This is a genomic window from Pseudoduganella sp. GW821-FHT05F09 (assembly GCF_059419605.1).
Genome location: NZ_JBWKSD010000001.1, coordinates 1143790 through 1164897 on the forward strand (window position 1 = coordinate 1143790; position 21108 = coordinate 1164897).

General features: G+C 66.6%; 16 protein-coding genes. 12 read left to right on the forward strand and 4 right to left on the reverse strand.

Annotation, left to right across the window (positions count from 1 at the left end):
* Positions 1-42: 42 nt before the first annotated feature.
* Together AC07S4_RS04815 and AC07S4_RS04820 are read right to left on the reverse strand one after the other, a co-directional pair.
* Positions 43-213, reverse strand: a complete 171-nt coding sequence (locus tag AC07S4_RS04815; protein ID WP_494985512.1) for a hypothetical protein — start codon at positions 211-213, stop codon at positions 43-45.
* On the reverse strand, positions 210-1373 hold the full coding sequence (locus tag AC07S4_RS04820) for a PepSY-associated TM helix domain-containing protein (protein ID WP_494985513.1): 1164 nt from the start codon (positions 1371-1373) through the stop codon (positions 210-212). Before AC07S4_RS04820 ends, AC07S4_RS04815 begins: the two co-directional genes overlap by 4 nt.
* A gap of 127 nt (positions 1374-1500) precedes the next feature.
* Between AC07S4_RS04820 and AC07S4_RS04825 the strand changes: the two genes are divergently transcribed.
* On the forward strand, positions 1501-3687 hold the full coding sequence (locus tag AC07S4_RS04825) for a TonB-dependent receptor (RefSeq protein WP_494985514.1): 2187 nt from the start codon (positions 1501-1503) through the stop codon (positions 3685-3687).
* Positions 3688-3694: 7 nt separating this feature from the next.
* Here AC07S4_RS04825 and AC07S4_RS04830 read toward each other — a convergent pair whose 3' ends face one another.
* The gene (locus tag AC07S4_RS04830; RefSeq protein ID WP_494985515.1) at positions 3695-5683 is read right to left on the reverse strand and encodes an ATP-binding protein; all 1989 of its coding nucleotides are present in this window, start codon (positions 5681-5683) and stop codon (positions 3695-3697) included.
* 231 nt (positions 5684-5914) lie between these two features.
* Between AC07S4_RS04830 and AC07S4_RS04835 the strand changes: the two genes are divergently transcribed.
* From AC07S4_RS04835 to AC07S4_RS04885, 11 genes are all read left to right on the forward strand, one after another.
* Positions 5915-6403, forward strand: coding sequence for a pyridoxamine 5'-phosphate oxidase family protein (locus AC07S4_RS04835; RefSeq protein WP_494985516.1), 489 nt, complete (start codon positions 5915-5917; stop codon positions 6401-6403).
* A gap of 399 nt (positions 6404-6802) precedes the next feature.
* On the forward strand, positions 6803-7123 hold the full coding sequence (locus AC07S4_RS04840; RefSeq protein ID WP_494985517.1) for a hypothetical protein: 321 nt from the start codon (positions 6803-6805) through the stop codon (positions 7121-7123).
* A gap of 15 nt (positions 7124-7138) precedes the next feature.
* Complete coding sequence (locus AC07S4_RS04845) at positions 7139-8044, forward strand: LysR family transcriptional regulator (protein ID WP_494985518.1); 906 nt, start codon at positions 7139-7141, stop codon at positions 8042-8044.
* A 70-nt stretch (positions 8045-8114) separates the two neighbouring features.
* Positions 8115-8804 carry a YoaK family protein gene (locus AC07S4_RS04850; RefSeq protein ID WP_494985519.1) on the forward strand — a complete coding sequence of 230 codons (690 nt, stop codon included), beginning with the start codon at positions 8115-8117 and terminating at the stop codon, positions 8802-8804.
* Between the two features lie 132 nt (positions 8805-8936).
* Positions 8937-9596, forward strand: a complete 660-nt coding sequence (locus AC07S4_RS04855; protein WP_494985520.1) for a LuxR C-terminal-related transcriptional regulator — start codon at positions 8937-8939, stop codon at positions 9594-9596.
* Positions 9597-9605: 9 nt separating this feature from the next.
* Positions 9606-11048: a catalase gene (locus AC07S4_RS04860; RefSeq protein WP_494985521.1), complete on the forward strand. Its 1443-nt coding sequence runs from the start codon at positions 9606-9608 to the stop codon at positions 11046-11048.
* A 139-nt stretch (positions 11049-11187) separates the two neighbouring features.
* Positions 11188-13116: a serine protein kinase gene (locus tag AC07S4_RS04865; RefSeq protein ID WP_494985522.1), complete on the forward strand. Its 1929-nt coding sequence runs from the start codon at positions 11188-11190 to the stop codon at positions 13114-13116.
* Between the two features lie 10 nt (positions 13117-13126).
* Positions 13127-14296 (forward strand): DUF444 family protein, encoded by a 1170-nt coding sequence (locus AC07S4_RS04870; RefSeq protein WP_494985523.1) that lies wholly within the window; start codon positions 13127-13129, stop codon positions 14294-14296.
* On the forward strand, positions 14293-15519 hold the full coding sequence (locus AC07S4_RS04875) for a SpoVR family protein (protein WP_494985524.1): 1227 nt from the start codon (positions 14293-14295) through the stop codon (positions 15517-15519). The genes AC07S4_RS04870 and AC07S4_RS04875 overlap by 4 nt, the downstream gene beginning before the upstream one ends.
* Before the next feature lie 66 nt (positions 15520-15585).
* The gene (gene prsT, locus AC07S4_RS04880; RefSeq protein WP_494985525.1) at positions 15586-18357 is read left to right on the forward strand and encodes an XrtA/PEP-CTERM system TPR-repeat protein PrsT; all 2772 of its coding nucleotides are present in this window, start codon (positions 15586-15588) and stop codon (positions 18355-18357) included.
* Between the two features lie 149 nt (positions 18358-18506).
* Positions 18507-19412, forward strand: a complete 906-nt coding sequence (locus tag AC07S4_RS04885; protein ID WP_494985526.1) for a PEP-CTERM sorting domain-containing protein — start codon at positions 18507-18509, stop codon at positions 19410-19412.
* 44 nt (positions 19413-19456) lie between these two features.
* Here AC07S4_RS04885 and AC07S4_RS04890 read toward each other — a convergent pair whose 3' ends face one another.
* A complete protein-coding gene (locus tag AC07S4_RS04890) occupies positions 19457-21106 on the reverse strand; it encodes an FAD-binding oxidoreductase (RefSeq protein ID WP_494985527.1) in 1650 nt (549 codons plus the stop codon).
* Between the last annotated feature and the right edge of the window lie 2 nt (positions 21107-21108).

Sequence of the window (21108 nt, forward strand, 5' to 3'; positions counted from 1 at the left end):
CCAGTGTAGGCCTTCCCATGATGGGAAGGTCAAGCGGCATTCTCAGCGGCGGCGCAGGCCGTACCAGGCGCAGGCCGCCACGGGCGCGCCCAGCGTGGCGGCGGACAGGTAGTCCCACACGCCGTCGCCCACCAGCGCGGAAACCAGCCCCACCGTGGTCAGCACGCCGAACAGTATAGGCGCGCCCCACATGCGCATGAACGGCCCTTTCATTTGGATGCTCCTTCGCTGGCCAGCGCGAATTCTTCCGCCTCCTGCGCCGAAGCGGATTGCGCGCTTGCCCTGGCCGCGTTGCCGCGCTTAAGCCACAGATATAAGCCGCTGCCCAGCACGACGATGGTCGCGACATCGAGCATGGCCCACAGGAACTGCATCCACGCGCCGCCATAGTCGCCAAAATGCAGCGGCTGCGAGATCAGCAGCGCCGTCAGATACCACGGCAGTTCGCGGCGGTCGGTGATCTGGGCCGTTTGCGCGTCCACCAGCACCGGCTTGTACAGGCGCGAGGTCAGCGCCTCGTTGCCGCGCATGAAGATGCCGTAGTGGTGGGCGCTGGTGAAAGGCGTGCCCGGGAAGGCGACGAAGCCTATCTTCATGCCGGGTTCGGCCGCCAGCGCGCGCGACATGGACTGCTCCATCGACGCCAGCGTGCTTGGCGGCGGCAGGCCCTTGTAGGGCGCCACCATTTCCGCCATCTCCGTGTGCTGCCAGTATTTCAGCAGCAGGTCCGCCCAGGTGTTGATCATGCCGGTGGCGCCCACCACCAGCGCCCACACCAGCGTGACGATGCCCAGCATATTGTGCAAGTCCAGCCATTTCAGGCGCGGCGCGCGATCGCGGCGCACGGTACCGAAGTCCAGCTTGCGCATGAAGGGTGCATACAGCACCACGCCGGAAACAATGGCGATCACCAGCAGCAGGCCCATGAAGCCCAGGAACAGCTTGCCCCACAGGCCTGCGTACAGATCCACATGCAGGTGGAACATCACGCCGATGAAGGAGTCCTCGAAATTCGGCTGGGCCAGCACCTTGGCCGTGCGCGCATCCACCGCGATGGGCTTGTAGTCCGGGTCGGTCGGATGGTCGCCCATCGTCAGGTTCCAGATATTGGGTTCGTCCGCTTCTTGGGACATATACATCATGATCTTGCCCGGATACAGCGCTTTGCCAGCCGCGATCACCTGGTCCAGGTTCGCCTTGGGCGTGCCGGGGGCCATTGCGGGCGCTTCCACGTCGTTGCCCAGCAGGTGGCCGATCTCGTGGTGGTAGATCAGCGGCAGGCCGGTCAGGCAGAGCAGCAGCATGAAGATGGTGCAAACCAGACTGCTCCATTTGTGTATCCATGCCCAGCGGCGGGTGTTGGCGGGTGTCATTGCAATGCGGCGCTTCCAGTGTAAAGATTGAATAGTAATGCAAACCATTCTCATTTACTAGACAAAAGCCACGTTCGGGTCCCATAATATTTGCTTCGACGACCAAATGTAACGCTAACAAAGACCTATGCCACAGTTTAAGCCCACCCCTTTCGCCCTTGCAGCCAGCCTCCTCGCTTGTCAATTTGTTAGCGCTAGCGCAACTGCGCAGACCACCGACAGCGCGCAGCCTGCCACGCCGGTTGCCACGGTCGTCATCAGCGCCTCGGCCGACGCATCCGCGGAAGGCCTGCCGAAAGCCTACGCTGGCGGCCAGGTGGCGCGGGGCGGCCGCCTGGGCCTGCTGGGCAACGTGGACATGATGGATACGCCCTTCAACACCACCAACTACACCCAATCCCTGATGCAGGACCAGCAAGCCCGCTCGGTGGCCGACGTACTGCAGAACGATCCGTCGGTGCGCGTGGCGCGCGGCTTCGGCAACTACCAGGAGCTGTACGTGATACGCGGCTTCGCCGTGAACTCGGACGACCTGGCCTACAACGGCCTGTACGGCCTGCTGCCGCGCCAGTTCGTGGCGACCGAGCTGCTGGAGCGCGTGGAAGTGTTCCGTGGCGCGAACACCTTCATCAACGGCGCGCAGCCCGGTGGCGGCGGCATAGGCGGCACCATCAACCTGCTGCCGAAGCGCGCCGGCGCCCACGACCTGACCTCATTGACGCTGGGCACCGAGACCGGCGGCCAGGGCTACGCCGCGCTGGACCTGGCCCGCCGCTTCGGCCCGGACAAGAACACCGGCATCCGCATCAACGCCGTGCGCCGCGACGGCGACACCAGCGTGGACCGCGAAGGCCGCGAGTTGAGCTTGCTGTCGGTCGGCCTGGACTTCCACGGCGAAGGCTACCGCCTGTCCGCCGACATGGGCTTCCAGGAGCACAAGCTGCGGAACGCGCGCCCGAGCGTGACGGTGGCCGGCGGCATCGCCCTGCCCTCCGCGCCGGACGCCAGCAGCAATTTCGCGCAGGACTGGACCCACTCGAACGAGCGCGACACCTTCGGCACGCTGCGCGGCGAGGCCGACCTGGGTTCCGGCGCCGTGGCCTGGGCTGCGCTGGGCGCCCGTTCCGGCAAGGAATCCAATGTGCTGGCGGCGCCCACCGTGTCCAGCACCAAGGGCGACGCCATCATGTACCGCTTCGACAATGAGCGCAAAGACAGCGTGCACACCGGCGAGGTGGGCGTGCGCGGCAAGCTGCGCACCGGCAGCGTGGGCCACAGCCTGAGCGCCACGCTGTCCGCCTTCCACGCCGAGTCGCGCAATGCCTACGCGATGAGCGACTTTTCCGCCATCGCCACCAATATCTACCAGCCGGTGGACAAGGCGGCCCCACCCACCATCTACTTCGGCGGCACGCTGAGCGATCCGGGGCTGACGCGCAAGAGCGAGCTGTCCAGCTACGCCGTGGCCGACACCATGGCCTTTGCGGACGATAAGCTGCTGCTGACCGTGGGCGTGCGCCGCCAGACCATCAAGGACTACGGCTACGACTACGGCACCGCCAAGGAAAACGCGTCCTACAGCCAGAGCGAGCTGACGCCGATGGCCGGCCTGGTGTACAAGCCTTACAAGGGCGTGTCGCTGTACGCGAACTACATCGAGGGCCTGCAGCAAGGCGCGGTGGCGGCCGGCGCGGACGTACTCAACAAGGGCACCATCTTTGCGCCGTACAAGTCGCGCCAGAAGGAAGTGGGCGCCAAGTACGACACCGGCTCGCTGGCGTTCAGCGCGGCGCTGTTCAGCACAGGCCAGCCGTCGGGCTATGTGGAGAACGGCTACTTCGGCGTGTACGGCGAGCAGCGCAACCGCGGCCTGGAGCTGTCCGTGTTCGGCCAGCCCATGCGCGGCCTGCGCCTGCTGGGCGGCCTGACGCTGCTGGACGCGGAACAGAAGAAGACCCAGGGCGGCACGAACCAGGGCAAGGATGCGATCGGTGTGCCGGATACGCAGCTCAATATCGGCGCCGAATGGGACGTGGCCGGCGTGCCGGGCCTGAGCGTGAACGCGCGCGCCCTGCACACCGCCAGCCAGTTCGCCGACGGCGCCAATCTGCAGCAGCTGCCGTCCTGGAACCGCCTGGATGCGGGCGTGAGCTATGCCACCCGCATCGCCGAGCGCAACGTCACGCTGCGCGCGCGCATCGACAATCTGACCGACAAGAGCTACTGGGCTTCGGCCGGCGGCTACCCCGGCTCGGGCTATCTGGTGCTGGGCGCGCCGCGCACGGTGACCGTGTCGGCCACGGTGGACTTCTAAACGCGCTTCAGCGCTTCTCCATGCCGCCCGGCAGGGTCATGGTGAAGCGCGTTCCCTTGCCCAGCTCGCTCTTGACGTCGATCTTCCCGTCCAGCACGCCGTACACGATGTTGTAGACGATGTTGAGGCCGAGCCCGGAGCCGCCCCTGCCCAGCTTGGTGGTGAAGAAGGGGTCGTAGATGCGGCTCATGTTTTCCGGCGCAATGCCGCCGCCGTTGTCCAGCACGCAGACTTCCACCTTGCCGCCGTCCACGCTGCGCGCGCTCACCACCACTTCGCCTTCGCCGCGTCCGTCAAAGCCGTGGCTGAGGGCGTTCGTGATGAGGTTGATGAGCACCTGGCCGAAGGGGCCGGGGTAGCTGTTCATTTCTATTTCCTCGTGCACCTCCTGGCGCACCGTGATGCCGGACTTCTTGAATGTGGGCATCAGCACCAGCAGGATTTCGCTCACCAGTTCGGCCAGCAGGAAGACCCGGCGGTGCGAGGTGGTGCGGTCCACCGCGACCTGCTTGAAGCTGGCCACCAGGTCCACCGCGCGGTGCAGATTGCGCAGCACGATTTCGCCGCCGGCGTTGATATCCGTGACAAAGGTATCCAGCTCGGACCGCTTGAGGCCTGCGGCGGCCAGCTTCTGGAAGTCGCGGGTCTGGTCCATCAACGTGCTGACGGCCAGCAGGCTGTTGCCGATGGGCGTGTTCAGCTCATGCGCCACGCCCGCCACCAGCGCGCCCAGCGCCGCCAGCTTTTCGTTGCGCACCAGGTCGTCCTGCGCGCGCTGCAGCGTTTCCAGCGATGCTGCCAGGCCACGGTTGGCTTCCACCATCTGTCCTGTGCGTTCGGCCACCTCCAGTTCCAGCCTGTCGCGGTACTCCAGCAGCTCCAGTTCGCCGCGCTTGCGCTCGGTGATGTCGGTGGACACGCCGCCCAGCGCCCAAGTGTGGCCGTGCTCGTCAATCAGTGGAAACTTCTCCGACAGATAGGTGCGCTCCTCGCCGTAGTGGTCGGGCAGCGTTTCCTCATATGCCTTGGCGTGGCCGCTGCCCAGCACTTCACGGTCGTTGGCGCGTAGCGGACTGCCCGGGCTGGCGCCGAACAGGCACACATCGTCCTGGCCAATCGGGTCGGGTGCGCCGGCCGGCAGCGTGACGCGGAAGCGCTCGTTGACCAGCATGTAGCGCCCTTCCAGGTCTTTGATGTAGATGATGGCAGAGGACTTCTCGACAATGTTTTCCAGTTGCGACTGGCTGCGGCGCAGCGCGGCGTCGCGCGCGGCCAGGGTGCCCAGCATGGTGTTGATGGCCTCGGCCAGTTGCCCCACTTCGTCGTGGCCGGCCACTTCGGCGCGCAGGTCGTAGCGCTGTTCCTGCGTGACACGGTGCGCCACCGTCGAGAGCGCCAGCAGCGGCCGCGTGACCAGGCGCAGCACGATGATGGCCTGCAGCAGGCCGCCGACGGTCAGCGTAAGCAGCACCACGGCCAGCACCGGGCCGTAGCGCTGCAGCCGCTCGGCCAGCGCCGGCAGCGTGTACTCCACTTGCAGATAGCCGACGGTTTCGTGCCCGAAGCGCACCGGCGCCATCATGGCCAGATAGGGGCCGGCGAGCTGGTCGCCGGATGGAGAGGCGCTGGCGGGCCATGCGCAGTTGGCTGTGCCGCTGCGCTGGTAGTGCGCAAAAGGCTGGCGGTGGGCATCGAACAGGCAGGCGCTGTGCAGGTCGGGCGTGCCGCGCAGGGCCGCCAGCGTGCGGCCGGCGGCGGCGCGGTCGCCGAAGTTCAGGTCCGCGTCCAGGTTGAGGGCAACGAACTCGACGCGGCTGGCCAGTTCGGACACCAGCCTGGGCTTGGCCACGGCCACGTCATAGGACGCCAGGGCCAGCAGCGCCGCCAGCAGCGAGATGCCGGCCGTGATGACCGACACCAGCAGCAGCTTGCGCTGCAACGCCATGTCCCTGAGTGAGACGCGCAACGCCGCGCCGAAGCCGGGCATCGTCCTCATCCCCGGCCAGGCCAGGCCTGCTGTTTGGTGCCCGCCATCGCTTGCCCCATATCGGTAGGAAACATCTTTGATTCTAGCGCAAGCTATCCTGCACCATCCATGTTTCCAACGCCCAAAACAACACTTGGAATTCCGCGTTCGTTTGATCTGGCGCAAAGCCTGAATCCGGGCAGCTTTCTAGCATCGGAAGTCCGGTGCACAGTCCGCGCACTTTCACTGCCAGGAGGCCGCATGCAAACGCTGGATTCCACCCGCCGGCTTTTTGTGCTCAAGCTGCTGTCCGCCACGCACGACCTGACGCTGGCCACGCTGCGCCCGGACGGCTATCCCCAAGCCACCGTGGTGAGCTACGTCCACGACGGCTTGATTTTGTACGCCGGCATCGGCCTGGACAGTCAGAAGGCGCATAACATCCGGCAGGACAACCGGGTCTCGGCGACGGTCACGCCGCCCTACGCGGACTGGCAGCACATCCGAGGCCTGTCGCTGGCCGGTTTGGCCACCATTGTCGGCGATGCCGGCGAAGCGGCGCACGCGGCCGACCTGATGCTGTTCCGCTTTCCGCAGCTGCGCCGGATGGTGCATGCGGGCAGCGCAACATGGCCGGGTTCGGTCTTTGTGCGCATCACGCCATCGGTGATTTCGGTGCTGGACTACGAGCAAGGCTTCGGCCATACCGAGCTTTATGAAGTGCCGGCAAGCATGAATAGCACTTATTAATAGGCCATCAATACATGCAGGCTATGAATAGTCCGTTCACAATAGGGGAACGATGTAGGCCTATTCCTACCGTGCGTTGAGAAATTTCACATGTGGTTACAATTGTTACCCTGATTTGTGGGAATGTGTGCTTTTTGCGCAAAATGAGCATGCTAATATCCCCTTCGCTTTGCCAGCAGCCTCGGAAAAGAGGATGATGTAATGCACTGCACCAAATAGCAAAAGCACACAATATTTGTTGTCTTTTGGAAATAAGTGGTATCATGGCGTCCCCGTTGTCCGACCAAGCGACACGCATAAAGGTTCTCAAAGATGGAATTATTCAACAAGTCCGGCGTTTTAGTAGCAACGGTTCTGGTTACCGTTGGCGTACTGATCGGCGTACAGGCTAAAGACGACATGGTCCCGCCTGCACCGGTTATCGAAGCGACCGCACTGCAAATGAATAAAAACGGGAATTTTGCTGCGGAGCGGCGACTGCGCGAGTGGGCTGAACAGGGTTCCGCCGTGGCGCGCCGCGAACTGGCCCGCCAGTACCAGGCCGACAGCAACCGCCGCGACGAAGCCATCAAATTATTTGAAGACGCAGCGCGCGCCGGCGACACCCAGGCCGCCGTCAAGCTGGCCGAAATGCAGCGCGAAGCGCGTGACGCCGAGTTGAGCAATATCAAGGAAGCGGCCGCCACCCGCACCGCCGCCAACACCTGGAACCGCTACTAAGCTGCGCCCCTGCCGATGGATAGGCTGCGCGCACTGGAAGTGTTCGTCGAAGTCGTCCGCAAGGAAGGCTTTGCCCGCGCAGCCGAAGCACTCGACACCTCCCCCGCCAATGTAACCCGCTACATCAGCGACCTGGAAGCGCACCTGCACACGCGCCTGCTGAACCGCAGCTCGCGCCGCATGTCGCTCACCTCCAGCGGCGAAGCGCTGTTTGAACGCGCCAAATCCATCCTCGACGAAGTGGCCGAGGCGGAAGCCATCGTGTCCTCCGCCACCATGCAGCCGCGCGGCTTGCTGCGCATTAACGCGCCGCTGAGCTTTGGCGTGCTGCAACTGGCGCCGCTGTGGCCGCGCTTCATGGAACTGTATCCGGACGTGCAACTGGAAGTGGCGCTGATAGACCGCGTGGTCGACATCGTCGAGGAAGGCTATGACATGGCCATCCGCATTTCACGCGCCGGCTCCGCCTCCCACGTGGCGCGCAAGCTGGCCAGCTCGGTCAACATGCTGTGCGCCGCGCCGGCCTACCTGGCCAAACACGGCGCGCCCGCCACGCCGGCCGATCTGCCCAAGCACCATTGCATAGGCTACAGCTACAACGCCACCGACGAGTGGCAATTGCTGGATGCGGACAGCAAGCTGCATACCGTCAAGATTCCTTTCATGATGCGCACCAATAACGGCGATACCGCGCGCGCCGTGGCGCTGGGCGGCCAGGGCATCATCTGGCAGCCCACTTTCCTGGTCGGTGCGGACCTGCGCGCGGGCCGCCTGGTGCAGGTGCTGCCGGAGTACCGCCTGCCGGATATCGACATCCAGGCGGTCTACCCCAGCCGCCGCCACCTCAGCGCCAAGGTGCGGGTGATGATCGATTTCCTGGTCGAACAGTTCAAGGACACCCCGCCCTGGGACCGCCCCTAGGGCATAAGAGAGAGCGCGTTTGCCGGTGCACTGCGCTAAAGTGCCTCCATTTACACGATGGAGTATCACAATGATAGACAGCAGCGATGAAGTACAGGCATCCCGCCAGGCGGTTGCCCTCGGTTTCCTGGGAGGGTATGTGGACACGCTGGGCTTTGTCGCCCTGTTCGGCCTGTTCACCGCCCACGTTACCGGCAACTTTGTGCTGATCGGCAGCGAGCTGGCCCGCCCCAGCGGCAACAGCGTGCTGATCAAGTTCCTGGCCTTCGGCGCCTTTGTTGCGGCCGTGGCGTTTACCCGGCTGTACATCCTGGCGCTGGAACGGCGCGGCAAGGCGCCGCTGCGCTCGGTTTTCTCCCTGCAATTGATATTGCTCGTCGGCTTTATGCTGGCCGGCCTGGCCGCCGTGCCGCTGACCACCGCGGACGCGCCTCTTGCCCTGCTGGCCGGGGGCATAGGCGCGGCAGCCATGGGGGTGCAGAACGCCGCCGCCAAGCTGCTGCTGTCCCATCTGACGCCGACCACCGTGATGACGGGCAACGTCACCCAGCTGGTGATCGACCTGGTGGACGTGGCGCGCGGCGGCGCGGACGCATCGGTCCATCGCCGCTGCGCCAAGTTCCTGTGGCCGATACTGGCTTTCGGCGCAGGCGCCATCGGCGGCGCATTTGCCTATATTTACGCGGGATTCTACGGTTTGCTGCCGGCCATTGCGCTGCTGGCCTGGCTGGCGTGGGGCGCCCGGCCGCAGCCAGCCTAGGCCTGCCCGCGCTTGCAAAATAGGTGTTAACCGCGTTTAACATCTCTTAACTTGATCTGCCTACCTTGTCCGTACATCATAAATGTATGAGAAGCAACAGCGCTCGCTGCTGCAGTACGTAGGAGATCCACCATGCAGCCAAACACCATCAACATCCATATCATGCATGAAGACCCCGTCATGGCGGCGGGGCTGCGCGCCATCCTGGGCGACCATGCGGAGTTCGCCGTTTCCACCCACGCCGCCTGCCCGCAGGCGCTGAGCGTGGCGCATGTGGTGGTGGCGGACTACCAGAGCGGCATCGCCGCCGCGCGCCAGGCTCCCCAGGAACGCTACAGCCCCGTCCGCCGCGTGCTGATCGTGACCCAGTTCGACAAGGAGTGGGAAGTGCGCATGGCCATGGACAGCGGCGTGCACGGCTATCTGCTGCAAGGATGCAGCGCCGAGGAGCTGGTGAAGGCGGCCCGCCTGCTGAGCCAGGGCCTGCGCTACCTGAGCGAGTCCGTCACCCGCTGCGTGGCCGACAGCCTGAGCCGCGAATCGCTGACCGGCCGCGAAACCGATGTGCTGCGCCTGCTGGCCCAGGGCTGCTGCAACAAGTCCATCGCGCGCGAGCTGGGCATAGGCGTGGGCACGGTAAAAACCCACGTCAAGGGCTTGATGAGCAAACTGGACGCCACCGCCCGCACCCACGCTGTGGTGGTGGCCACGCAGCGCGGCCTGATCAGCGCCAGCCAGCGCGCCATGGCCCGTCCCCAGAACAATGGCTTTCACAACGCAGCACTTCAGTAAGGACCCACAATGAACAAGTTGACCACCGCTTTCGGCGCCCCCGTCCCGGACAACCAGAATATCCAGACCGCCGGCCCGCGCGGCCCGGCGCTGCTGCAGGACGTCTGGTTCCTGGAGAAGCTGGCTCATTTCGACCGCGAGGTCATCCCCGAGCGCCGCATGCACGCCAAGGGCGCCGGCGCCTACGGCACCTTCACGGTGACGCACGACATCAGCGAGTACACCAAGGCATCGCTGTTCTCCAGCATAGGCAAGCAGACCGAGCTGTTTGTGCGCTTCTCCACCGTCGCGGGCGAGCGCGGCGCGGCCGATGCCGAGCGCGATATCCGCGGCTTCGCCATCAAGTTCTATACCGAGCAAGGCAACTGGGACCTGGTGGGCAACAACACGCCGGTGTTCTTCCTGCGCGACCCGCTTAAATTTCCCGACCTGAACCACGCCATCAAGCGCGATCCGCGCAGCGGCTTGCGCAGCCCCAATAGCAACTGGGACTTCTGGACCCTGTTGCCGGAAGCGCTGCACCAGGTGACCGTGGTGATGAGCGACCGGGGCATACCGCGCAGCTACCGGCATATGCACGGCTTCGGCAGCCATACGTTCAGCTTTATCAATGCGCAGAGCGAGCGCTACTGGGTGAAGTTCACGCTCAAGACGCAGCAGGGCATCGCCAACCTGAGCGACGAGGAAGCGGGCGCCAGCATAGGCGGCGACCGCGAAACCCATCTGCGCGACCTGTACGAGAGCATCGAAGGCAAGGACTTCCCGAAATGGACGCTGTTCGTGCAGGTGATGCCGGAGAAGGAAGCCGCCACCGCGCCGTACAACCCGTTCGACCTGACCAAAGTGTGGCTGCACAAGGACTACCCGCTGATCGAAGTGGGCGTGCTGGAGCTGAACCGCAATCCCGAGAACCATTTCGCCGAAGTGGAACAGGCCGCGTTCAACCCGGCCAATATCGTGCCGGGCATTAGCTTCTCGCCGGACAAGATGCTGCAGGGGCGCCTGTTCTCCTACGGCGACGCGCAGCGCTACCGGCTGGGCGTGAACCACGCGTCGATTCCGGTCAACGCGCCGAAATGCCCCTTCCACAGCTACCACCGGGACGGCCAGATGCGGGTGGACGGCAACCAGGGCGGCGCTACGCCGTATGAGCCCAATAGCTACCAGGAATGGGTGGAGCAGCCCGATTTCCGCGAGCCGCCGCTGTCCATCGAAGGCGCGGCCGACCACTGGAACCACCGCACCGACGACGACTATTTCACGCAGCCGCGCCTGCTGTTCCAGCTGATGACGCCCGCCCAGCAAACGCTGCTGTTTGAAAACACCGCGCGCGCCATCCAGGGTGCATCCCAGCAGGTGATAGACCGCCACGTGGGCAATTGCACCGCGTGCGATCCGGCCTACGGCGCCGGCGTGGCCGCCGCAATCGCCCGCATCCACAACGTAAAATAGACGACGCCTTGGCGGGTTAGCACGCAGCGCGTAACCCGCCAACGCCCCCGCTGCAAAAAGTTCCCCTCCTCTCCTTGACGCGCCTCAGCCCGCACATCTCCCCCAGGCCAGATACTGTAGCCAACCTGAGGAGAACGCCGTGCGCGCGCATCAGCAATTCCTGGACGAGCTGCAAAGCTACACCCGCCAACACCGCGCGGACATCTGGCGCGGCCCCTTCGCCCTCTTTCTAGACCAGATATTCCCGGCCGCCCCCGCCCTGCTGGCGCGCAACGCCCACCAGTACATCTGGGACATGCTGCGCTGGAGCCGCAGCTCCGCCGGCCAGGACCTGTTCGCCGGCGAGCTGTTCGGCCTGGACGACGCCCTCGCCCGCGTCAGCGCCTACTTCCAGGCTGCGGCGGCGGGCTCCGAGGTCGGCCGCCGTCTGTTGTTGCTGCTCGGTCCGCCATCCGGCGGCAAATCCACGCTGGTGATACTGCTCAAGCGCGGTCTGGAGGAATACAGCCAGACCGACGACGGCGCGCTGTACGCCATCGCAGGCTGTCCGGTGCACGAGTCGCCGCTGCACTTACTGCCGCATGGCATGCGCAGCCATTTCCGCGACACTTACGGCGCCGTGGCCGAGGGCGAACTGTGTCCGCACTGCCGCGCGCGCCTGGAGCAGCAGCACGGCGGCGACTTCCTGCAGATGCCGGTGGAGCGCCTGTTCCTGGCCGAGGCGCAGCGCTGCGGCGTGGGCACGTATGCGCCGCACGACCCCGCCACCGCCGACATGGCCGACTTGGTCGGCTCGGTCGACCTGTCCAAGGTGGCCGAGGTGGGCGACGAAGGCGACCCGCGCGCATGGTCCTGGTCCGGCGCCGTGTACGCGGCCAGCCGGGGCATGCTGGAGATGATAGAAATCCTGAAGGCCAAGCGCGAGTTCCTGCATCTGCTGCTCACGCTGACGCAGGAGAAGAACGTCAAGGTGGCGCGCTTTCCACTGATCCATCTGGACCTGGCCATCGTCGCGCACACCAATCTGGCCGAGTTCCGCCGCTTTGTGCAGGAAAGCGAGAACGAGGCGCTGCTGGACCGCATGGTCATCGTGCAAGTGCCGTACACGCTGGACTACCGCGCCGAGGCGCGCATCTACGCCAAGCTGGTCAAGTCCGCCGCGCCGGCCTTCCGCGACGCCCATCTGGACCCGCACGCGCTGCACGCGGCGGCCGTGTTCGCCGTGCTGAGCCGCCTGCCGGACAGCGAGGGCAAGGACGACGAACTGGTGCGCAAAGTGCGCCTGCACGCGGACGAGGACGTTGGCGGCATGCTGCGCCCCGAAGCGGCGCGCACCGGCGAAGGAGCGCCGGCAGGAGGACAGGATGCGGCGCTGGCGGGCGTGTCGCCGCGCTTTGTGGTCAATGCCCTGTCCCACGCCATCATCCGCGCCAACCAGTCCGGCCACGCCAGCCTGGGCGCCATGGAGGTGCTACTGGCGCTGAAGGATGCGATCGACAGCGACGCCCGCATCGAAGCGCGCAGGAAGCGGCGCTGGCTGGAGCACCTGGCGCTGGCGCGCAAGGCCTTCTACAACGTGTGGGTGAAGGAGGATGTGCACCGCGCGCTGTTCGTGGCGTTCGAGCGCGAGGCCGATGAGCTGCTGGAGAAGTACCTGGACGAAGTGGAGGCGATGCTGGACAACCGCCAGGTCAGCGATCCCATCACCAGCGACGAGCGGAGGCCGGACGAGCGCTTCCTGCGCGCGGTGGAGGAAAGAATACATGTGAGCGAGGCGGGCAAGCAGTCCTTCAGGCAGGAGGTGGTGCGCAAGGCGATGGGCGCATACAAGCGCGGCGAACAGTTCCGGCTGGCCAGCCATGCGCCGCTGCGGGAGGCGATACAGCAATACCTGTTCGAGCAGCGGCGCGACGTGCTGCGGCTGGTGGGCTCGGAACGGCGTCCGGACGAAGCGGCGCGCGAACGGCTCAGCGCCGTGGAGCAGCGCCTGGTGGACGAATACGGCTACGACGCCCACAGCGCGCGCGAGGCGCTGGCCTACGTCACCACCTTGCTGGCCCAGGAGTAGCGGAGGCGCCATGGCAAACCAGTCCCGGTGGTATGAGCTGTTCTCGCGCGGCGAGCGCGATTGGCTAAGACACAACCAGAAAGTGCGCCAGGCGGTGCTGGCCTATGTCCCGCAATTCCTGGAAAGTCCGGACCTGATGTCCGGCGACCCGCAGCGCACGGTGCGGGTGCCGCTGCATCTGCTCGAGCACGCGCGCTTTCAATTGGCGGATCCGCCGGATGGCGGCAGCGGCGCTGGCCACGGCCCGGGCTGGCCGGGAGACATATTGCGCGCCGGGCGCGAGCAGCGCGGCGGCCAGGGCGTCAGCGCTTCCGCCGGCGACGGGGACGGCGGCGTGCGCACGCAACTGGAGTTTACCGCCAGCGACATCATGGACTGGCTGTGGGAGGAGCTGGAACTGCCCCTGCTAACGCCGCAGGCCGGCACCGGCAAGGAGCTGTCCAGCGTGCGCAACGGCTGGAACCGGCAAGGCGCGCTGTCGCAACTGGACCGGCGCCGCACCGCAATGCAGGCAGTGAAGCGCCAAGCAGTCCAGGCGGCGCCGCCCTCCCCCTTGGCCGTCCCAGCCTACATCAACGACGACCTGCGCTTTCGCCAGCGGCAGCCGCGCCGCCACGCGGCCAGCAAAGCCGTGGTCCTGTTCGCGCTGGACGTGTCCGCCAGCATGACGCTGCCCGAACGCAAGCTCGCCAAGACCTTCTTCCATTTCACGCTGCACGGCCTGCGCCACCGCTACCAGGACGTGGCGGTACGCTTCCTGGCGCACGCCACCCAAGCCTGGGAATTCCCGGAACACGAATTCTTCCAAATTTCCGGCGAAGGGGGCACGCAGGCATCGTGCCTGTTTCGGCTCGCGCACGACATCCTGCGCGCCGATTATGGCAGCGGCGGCCACAACGCCTACCTGTTCTACGCATCCGACGGCGAAAACTACAGCGAAGACCGCGCCGCCGCCGGCGCCGCCCTGGCGGCCCTGGCGCCCTCGCTCAATTTCATGGGCTACGTCGAAACCGCTGTCGGCGCATCACGCCCGCATGCCGCCCAGGACAGCGAACTGCGGCGCCTGTTCACCGCCCGCCGGCATGCCGGCGGCGCGGCGGCAATCTGTACGCTCGCGCAGCCGGACGACGCATGGGACGCCATCCGCAGCTTCTTCTGCCACGGCGCCGGACGCGCATGAGCTGCCATCTGCCCGCCATGGAGGCGCTGGCCGCCGGACTGGGCCTGGAATGCGGACCGGTGGATTTCGAGCGGGTGCCGGAAAGCTTCATGCTCGAAATCGCCATCTATGGTTTGCCGGTGCGCATGCGCCACTGGTCTTTCGGCCTGCGCTACCTGCGCCAGATGACGGCGCGCCACATGGGCCAGTCCCGCATTTATGAAGTGATGTTTCCCGGCGCGCCGTGCCGCGCCTTCCTGGCGGACAGCAACACCGAGGCTGAAAATGCGCTGGTCTGCGCCCATGTGCTGGGCCACGCCGACTTTTGCCGCCGCAATGCGCTGTTGCGCGGTTTTACGGAACCGGGCGGCAGCGGCATCCTGGAACGCAGCGCCGCCCACGCCAGGCTGGTGGAGCGCGCGGCGCAGCTGCACGGCCAGGCGGCAGTGGACGCGGTGCTGGACGCGGCCCTGGCGCTGGAGGCCCATGTGGACCCGCACGGCGGATTGCCGGAGAGCGACCTGCTGCTGTTCATCGCACGGCACGCTCCCGCCTTGCGGGACTGGGAACGCGGCATTCTGCTCGCGGTGCGCGAGGAGGCGTGCTACTTCCATCCGGTGCATGCCTGCCAGATCATGAACGAAGGCTGGGCCTGCTATTGGCATGCGCGCCTGCTGCGCGAAGCGGGCTTCCTGCCGGCGCCGCTGTACCTGGAAGCGATCCGTGTCCATTCGGACATCGTGCGCCCCTGCGGCGACGGCCGCCTGGCGCTGCAGCTGAACCCCTACCACCTGGGCTACGCGCTGTGGGACCACATCATTGAACGCCAGGGCATGGCCGAAGCGCGCCGCATCTGCCGCGACGAGGACGACTTCGGCTTCATCCGCAATTATCTGGACCGCGACATTGCCGCGCACTTGCAGCTGTTCGCCTACGTGCGGGACCGCGACGGCGCCGCCTGGCTGGCCAGCCGCGAATTGCCGGCGCTGCACGAAGCCATCCTGGCGCCGCGCTATAACTATGGCGCGCCGGCGATCCGGGTGGAGGGCGTAGGCGAAGGCGGCCGCCTGGCGCTGGCGCATGACCATGGCTGCGACGGCCGCGGCCTGGCCCGGCCGCAAGCGGAACGGGTGCTGGACTATATCGCCCGCGTCTGGCGCCGTCCGGTGGAGCTGCACACCGTGGACCAGCGCGGCGCCGCCGTCCGCCTGCAAGCAAGTCCGCCGCCTGATGCGGTTCATTGAGGCCGATCAACAAGCCCCAGGCCGCGAACGCCTACGCTGGAGCTCTACGCCCGTCCCGGAGAGATCATGCCCAATTCGTCCCTGCCCCGCGCCAGCCATGCCGTTGGCGCCATCCTCGCCGCCGGCCTGCTTGCCGCCAGCCTGCCCGCCTGCAAACACAAGCCGGATGAGCCGGCCCTGATCGTGGAAGCGCAAGCCTATCAAAAGAAAGGCGATACGCGCGCCGCCGTCATCCAGCTCAAGAACGTGCTGCAGGCTAACCCCGAGCACAGTACCGCGCGCGCCCTGCTGGGCGACGTCTATCTGGAGTCGGGCGATGTGCAATCGGCCGAAAAGGAGTACCGGCGCGCCCGCCAGGCCGGTATGGCCGAGCCCGAGATTCTGCCGCGCATTGCGCGCGTGATGCTGCTGCAACAGCAATTCGAAGGCGTGCTCGCCACGCTGCCCTCGCAGGCGGCCAGCGCCGACATGATGGCGCTGCGCGCCTACGCCCTGCTGGGCCTGAACCGGCGGGCGGAAGCGGAACACCAGCTCGACGCGGCGCTGGCCAGGCAGGACGGCAACAGCCTGGCACTGCTCGGGCGCGCCCGCCTGGCCCTGCTGGACAGCGATCAGGCGCGCGCCCTGGCGCTGGCGGACCAGGCGCTGGCGCTGCATCCGGGCGACGTGGACGCGCTGCGCTTCCGCGCCGACCTGCTGCGCGTGCAAGGCAAACCGGCCGAGGCGCGGGCCAGCTACGAGAACATCCTCAAGCTGCGGCCGGCCGACCTGCAAACCCGCATCGACATCGCCAGCCTGTTGATCCAGGGCGGCAAATTCGCCGACGCCAAGGCCCAGCTGGCCCTGGCCCGGGCCGCCGCGCCCGCCAGCCTGCCGCTGGTGTTCACGCAGGCCTTGCTGGACTTCCGCGAGCAGCACTATCCGGCCGCGCTGGAACAGCTGCAACTGGTGCTGCGCGCCGCACCCGACTATATGCCCGCCGTGCTGCTGACCGGGGCGGTGCAGTACGAACTGAACCAGAACACCCAGGCCGAGCAGCAGTTGCGCCGCTTCCTGGAGAATCTTTCCGGCCACCTGTACGCCAGCAAGCTGCTGGCCGCCACGCTGCTGCGCAACAACAAGGCGGCCGAAGCGATTGCCCTGCTGACGCCGCTGATCGAAAAATACCCGGGGGACGCCGAATTGCTGGCCACGGCGGGCGACGCCCACATGCGCTTGCAGCAGTTCGGCCCGGCCGCCGACTATTTCCAGAAGGCGGTAGAGCTGGCGCCCGGCACGTCGGCGCTGCACGCGGCGCTGGGCGCGAGCCGGCTCGGCCTGGGCGACAGCCAGCGCGCGATCAGCGAGCTGGAACGCGCCAGCACGCTGGACACCAAGGCGCCGCGCGCCGGCATCATGCTGGTGGTGGTGCATCTGCGTAACAAGGACTACGCCAAGGCGCTGGCGGCCGTGGCGGCGCTGGAAAAACAAGGCAACAATCCCGCCGTGCAGAACCTGAAAGGCGGCGTGCTACTGGCCAGCAACGACTTCTCCGCTGCGCGGACCGCCTTCCAGGGCGCGCTCTCGCTCGATCCGGCCTACTTGCCCGCGCTCGACAATCTGGGCCAGCTCGATGTGCTGGAGCACCAGCCCGAGCGCGCCCGCCAGCGCTACGAGGCGGCCCTGGCCAAGGACAAGAAGAATATCGCGGTCATGACGGCGCTGGCGCGGCTGGCCACCGGCCAGGGCAAGACCGCCGAAGCGATAGGCTGGCTGGAACGGGCACAGCGCGAAAATCCGGACGCGCTGCCGCCCGCGCTGCTGCTGGCCAACTACTATCTGCGCGCCGGCGAGACGACCAAGGCGCTGACGCTGGCGCAAAAGCTGCATGGAAGTAATCCCGACAACGCCGACGTGCTGGCCGTGCTGGCGCAGGCGCAAACCGCCGGCAACAGCCACCAGGCAGCACTCGAGAGCTACACCAAGCTGGCCGTGCTGCAGCCGGATTCGGCCATGGTGCAGATGCAGATCGCCGGCGCCAACCTGGCCTTGCGTCAACTGCCGGACGCCCTGGTCGCGGCGCGCAAGGTGCTGGCCCTGCAGCCGGACAACGGCCTGGCGCAGCTGACCACGGTGCGCCTGCTGACCGAACAGGGCAGCTGGAACGAGGCCTTCGCCATCGCGCAGCAGGCGCAGAAGCGCAATCCGCAGCTGCCGCTGGGCTACCGCCTGGAAGGCGACATCCTGATGGCGCAAAGCCGCGCCGTGCCGGCGCTGAAGCTTTACGAGCGCGCTTATCTGCTGGAGCCCAGCGGCCCGGCCGTGATCGCCATCCACCGCAGCCTGTCGGCGCAGGGGCGCAAGCAGGAGGCCACCGAGCGCGTGCTGCAATGGCTGCAGCAGCATCCGCGCGACGCGACCGCGCGCCTCTACCTTGCCAGCGCCTTGATGAGCGCGCAAGACTACGCGGGCGCGGCGCTGCAGTACGAGAAGATCATCGAAGCCGACGCCGGCAACGTGGTGGCGCTGAACGACCTGGCTTGGACGCTGCAGCAGGTAAAGGACAAGCGTGCGCTCGAGTACGCCGAACGCGCGCACAAGCTGGCCGGCAGCAACCCGGCGGTGCAGGACACGCTGGGCTGGGTGCTGCTCGAGCAGGGCCAGCCCGCGCGCGCCGTGCCGATACTGAAACAGGCCAGCGACGCGGCGCCGCAGGTCAGCGAGATCCGCTACCACTATGCCACCGCACTGATGAAAACCGGCGACAAGCCCGGCGCGCGCCGCCAGTTCGAGCTGCTGCTGGCCGACAAGAGCTTCGCGCGCCAGAACGAAGTGCGGGCGCTGCTGCCGCAGTTGTGAGTCCCGCCATGGGTTCGGCTGCACTGCGTCGCTTTTGCTTACATGCATGCCCCGCGCCGAATCCGGAATACGGTCCCCGCCCCGCAAACCGCCGTGTGGCCCGCATATTGCTATGGGTGTAGTGAGCAACCCAACCACAGGAGTTCATCATGCAGAGCTTGACCGTATTGCGCCGCAGCCTGTTTTGCCTTACCGCCGTTGGCGCGCCGCTGGCCATGGCGGCGCCGCTGGCCCCCTTCGTCCTGAGCAAATCGGGCCTGGTGGAAATCAAGTACACCGGCTACCAGGCGCGCAGCAGTGACAGCGGCAAGGCCGGCACGCTGAAGGAGGCCACCTTCGCGGCCGGCTATATGACCTCGATCAATGAAGTCGGCAACGCCTCCGACAGCTACTGGCAGCAGGGCCAGAACAACCAGAGCATTTCCTTCATGATGTACGGCGCAGGCGACGCCAGCACCTCGGCCGGCACCGGCGGCGTGGGCAAGCGCATCTACAGCGCCGGCTGCACCAACGCGGCCTTCGGCTGCGACGGCAAGATCCACCTGGACTTCTATATCGACAAGCTGAGCGGCGGCACCAATCCCAGCTTCGGCACGGGCGGCCTGAAGACGCTCGACCGCACCGCCTTCAACAAAATCAAGGGCATCACCGACGGCGAATTGCTGATGAGCTGGGAGTTCACGCCCGGCATGGTGACCGCCCCGGTCGCCGGCATGAGCAATGTGGCCTTCAATCCGCTCAATACCACGTTGTTCCAGGAAACCGACGGCCTGCCCACGCCGGCGTTCGGCACCGGCACCTATCTGGCCAATTGCATGTCAGGCCCGGCCTGCATCTACTTCCGCAGCGGCAGCCAGGCCGGTGGCGCCGACTTCTTCGGCATTAACACCATCACCAGCATACTGGCCACTTCGGCGGTGGGCAAAAACGGCTGGGGCTGGCGCCTAGCCGATCCGGTTGTCGCGCAGGTGGAACTGCCCGAACCCGGCGGACTGGCGCTGCTGGCTGCGGGTCTGCTGGGGCTGGCCGGTCTGCGCCGGCGCGGCAGCGCCTGATGGATGGCGCCATGCCGCTGCGCAAGCGAATGCCAGGTCCGGCGCTAAGCCCGCGCCGGCGGCTGGTAGCGGCCGGGCGCGATGATGCCTTGCGGGTCCAGCGCGGCCTTCAGGCTGGCGGCAACGCGCCAGTAGCTGTCGCCGCCGCCGTCCAGATCGGCCATCGACTGCAGGCCGACCCGGTAGGGAATGTAGCCGGCCTCCATGACGGTGTCGAACAGCTGGCGGTAGCACATCATGGCGCGCGCGGTCTCGTCCGGGCTGTCCTTGTCGTAGGCCACGGTGATCACGCCGCCCAGCGCGCGCTCGTTGATCATGCTGAAGGTGGCGAACAGGTCGAAGCCGTGCAGGCGGAAGATGGGCTCGGCCAGCGCGTGCACGCGCAGCAGGTCCTCGCCGCACATGGGCAGCACGGGCGACACCCACAGCAGGCCGCAGTTGTCCAGCGCCGGGTTGGCGCCGGCGGGAAATCCCGGCGGCAGGCCGCCGCGCCTGCGCCAGTAGGCGCCGGCCAGGAAGCGTCCGTTCGGTATGCCCTTGTTCATGTCGAACAGGGAACGGCCCAGCGCCACCTTGGCGCGCAGCCGCCGGGCCGCAGGCCGGTTGCCCAGCAGGCCGGCCAGCCAGCCGGCAAGAGCCAGCTTGCGCTCGTCGATGAACTGCGGCTTGGCGCCGGTGTGGCGCAGCGCCTGCCGCACGGCGCGGCGCGCACAGGCCACCTGGCAAGCGTTGCCGTACAGCGCGCCGGACACGGTCCAGGCGCCCACGCCGGCCTCCCGCCGCAGCTGCGTGCGCAGGGCCGCCGGCAGCGGCGAGGCGCCGCCGGCCCGTTCGTGCGGATAGGTGGCGCCGCCGGAAATCACCCGCAGGTCGTTGCCGATATGAACAATGCTACGCAGCGTGCCGTCCAGCCGCAAGGGCCGCAAGGCGTCCACCACCGGCGCTATGTCCTCGTGCCGCTCGACGCTGCACAGGAAATGGTTGATGGCTTCGGTTTTCGGCATCAGCCACAGGCCGACGCTGGTGACGATGCCGAAATTGGACTGCGTGAACAAGCCGTCCAGCCACGGGCCCAGACCGTAGGGAAACACGCGGCTGTTGCGGCTGGCGGGAAAATGGCCGAAACCGGTCTGCAGCACCTCGCCGTCGGCCAGCACGATTTCCATGCCGCACACGTTCTGGAAACGGTTGCCATAGGGACTGTGGCCAAAGCCGCGTTCCAGGATATTGCCCATCAAGCTGGTGTCCGGCCCCGCGCCCGTGCTGTCCATCCACAGTGGCAAATTCTCCGACAGCAAGTATTGCGACAGCTGCTGCTGCGTCACGCCGGGCTCGATCACCACGTAGGCCAGCCTGGCGTTGACTTCGCGGATGCGGTTCATGCCGCTCAGGTCGACGATCACCTGGCCGGCCGTGGCCGCGCACGCATCGCCATAGCCCCAGTTCCTGCCGGTGCTGATGGGGTACAGCGCGATGCCCCTGGCCGCCGCGGTGCGGACCAGCGCTTCCACTTCGCCGCGCGTATGCGGGCGCAGCACCGCAGCGGGCCGGGTGCTCCATGACGACGTGCTGCTCGCATAGGCCGCCAGCGTGGCGCCATCGTCCAGCACGCGCTGCGGCCCGAGCAGCATGCGCCACTGCGCCAGCGCGTCGGCCAGCCCCGCTGGCGGCGCGGCAGCTTGCGGTGCGCCCATGG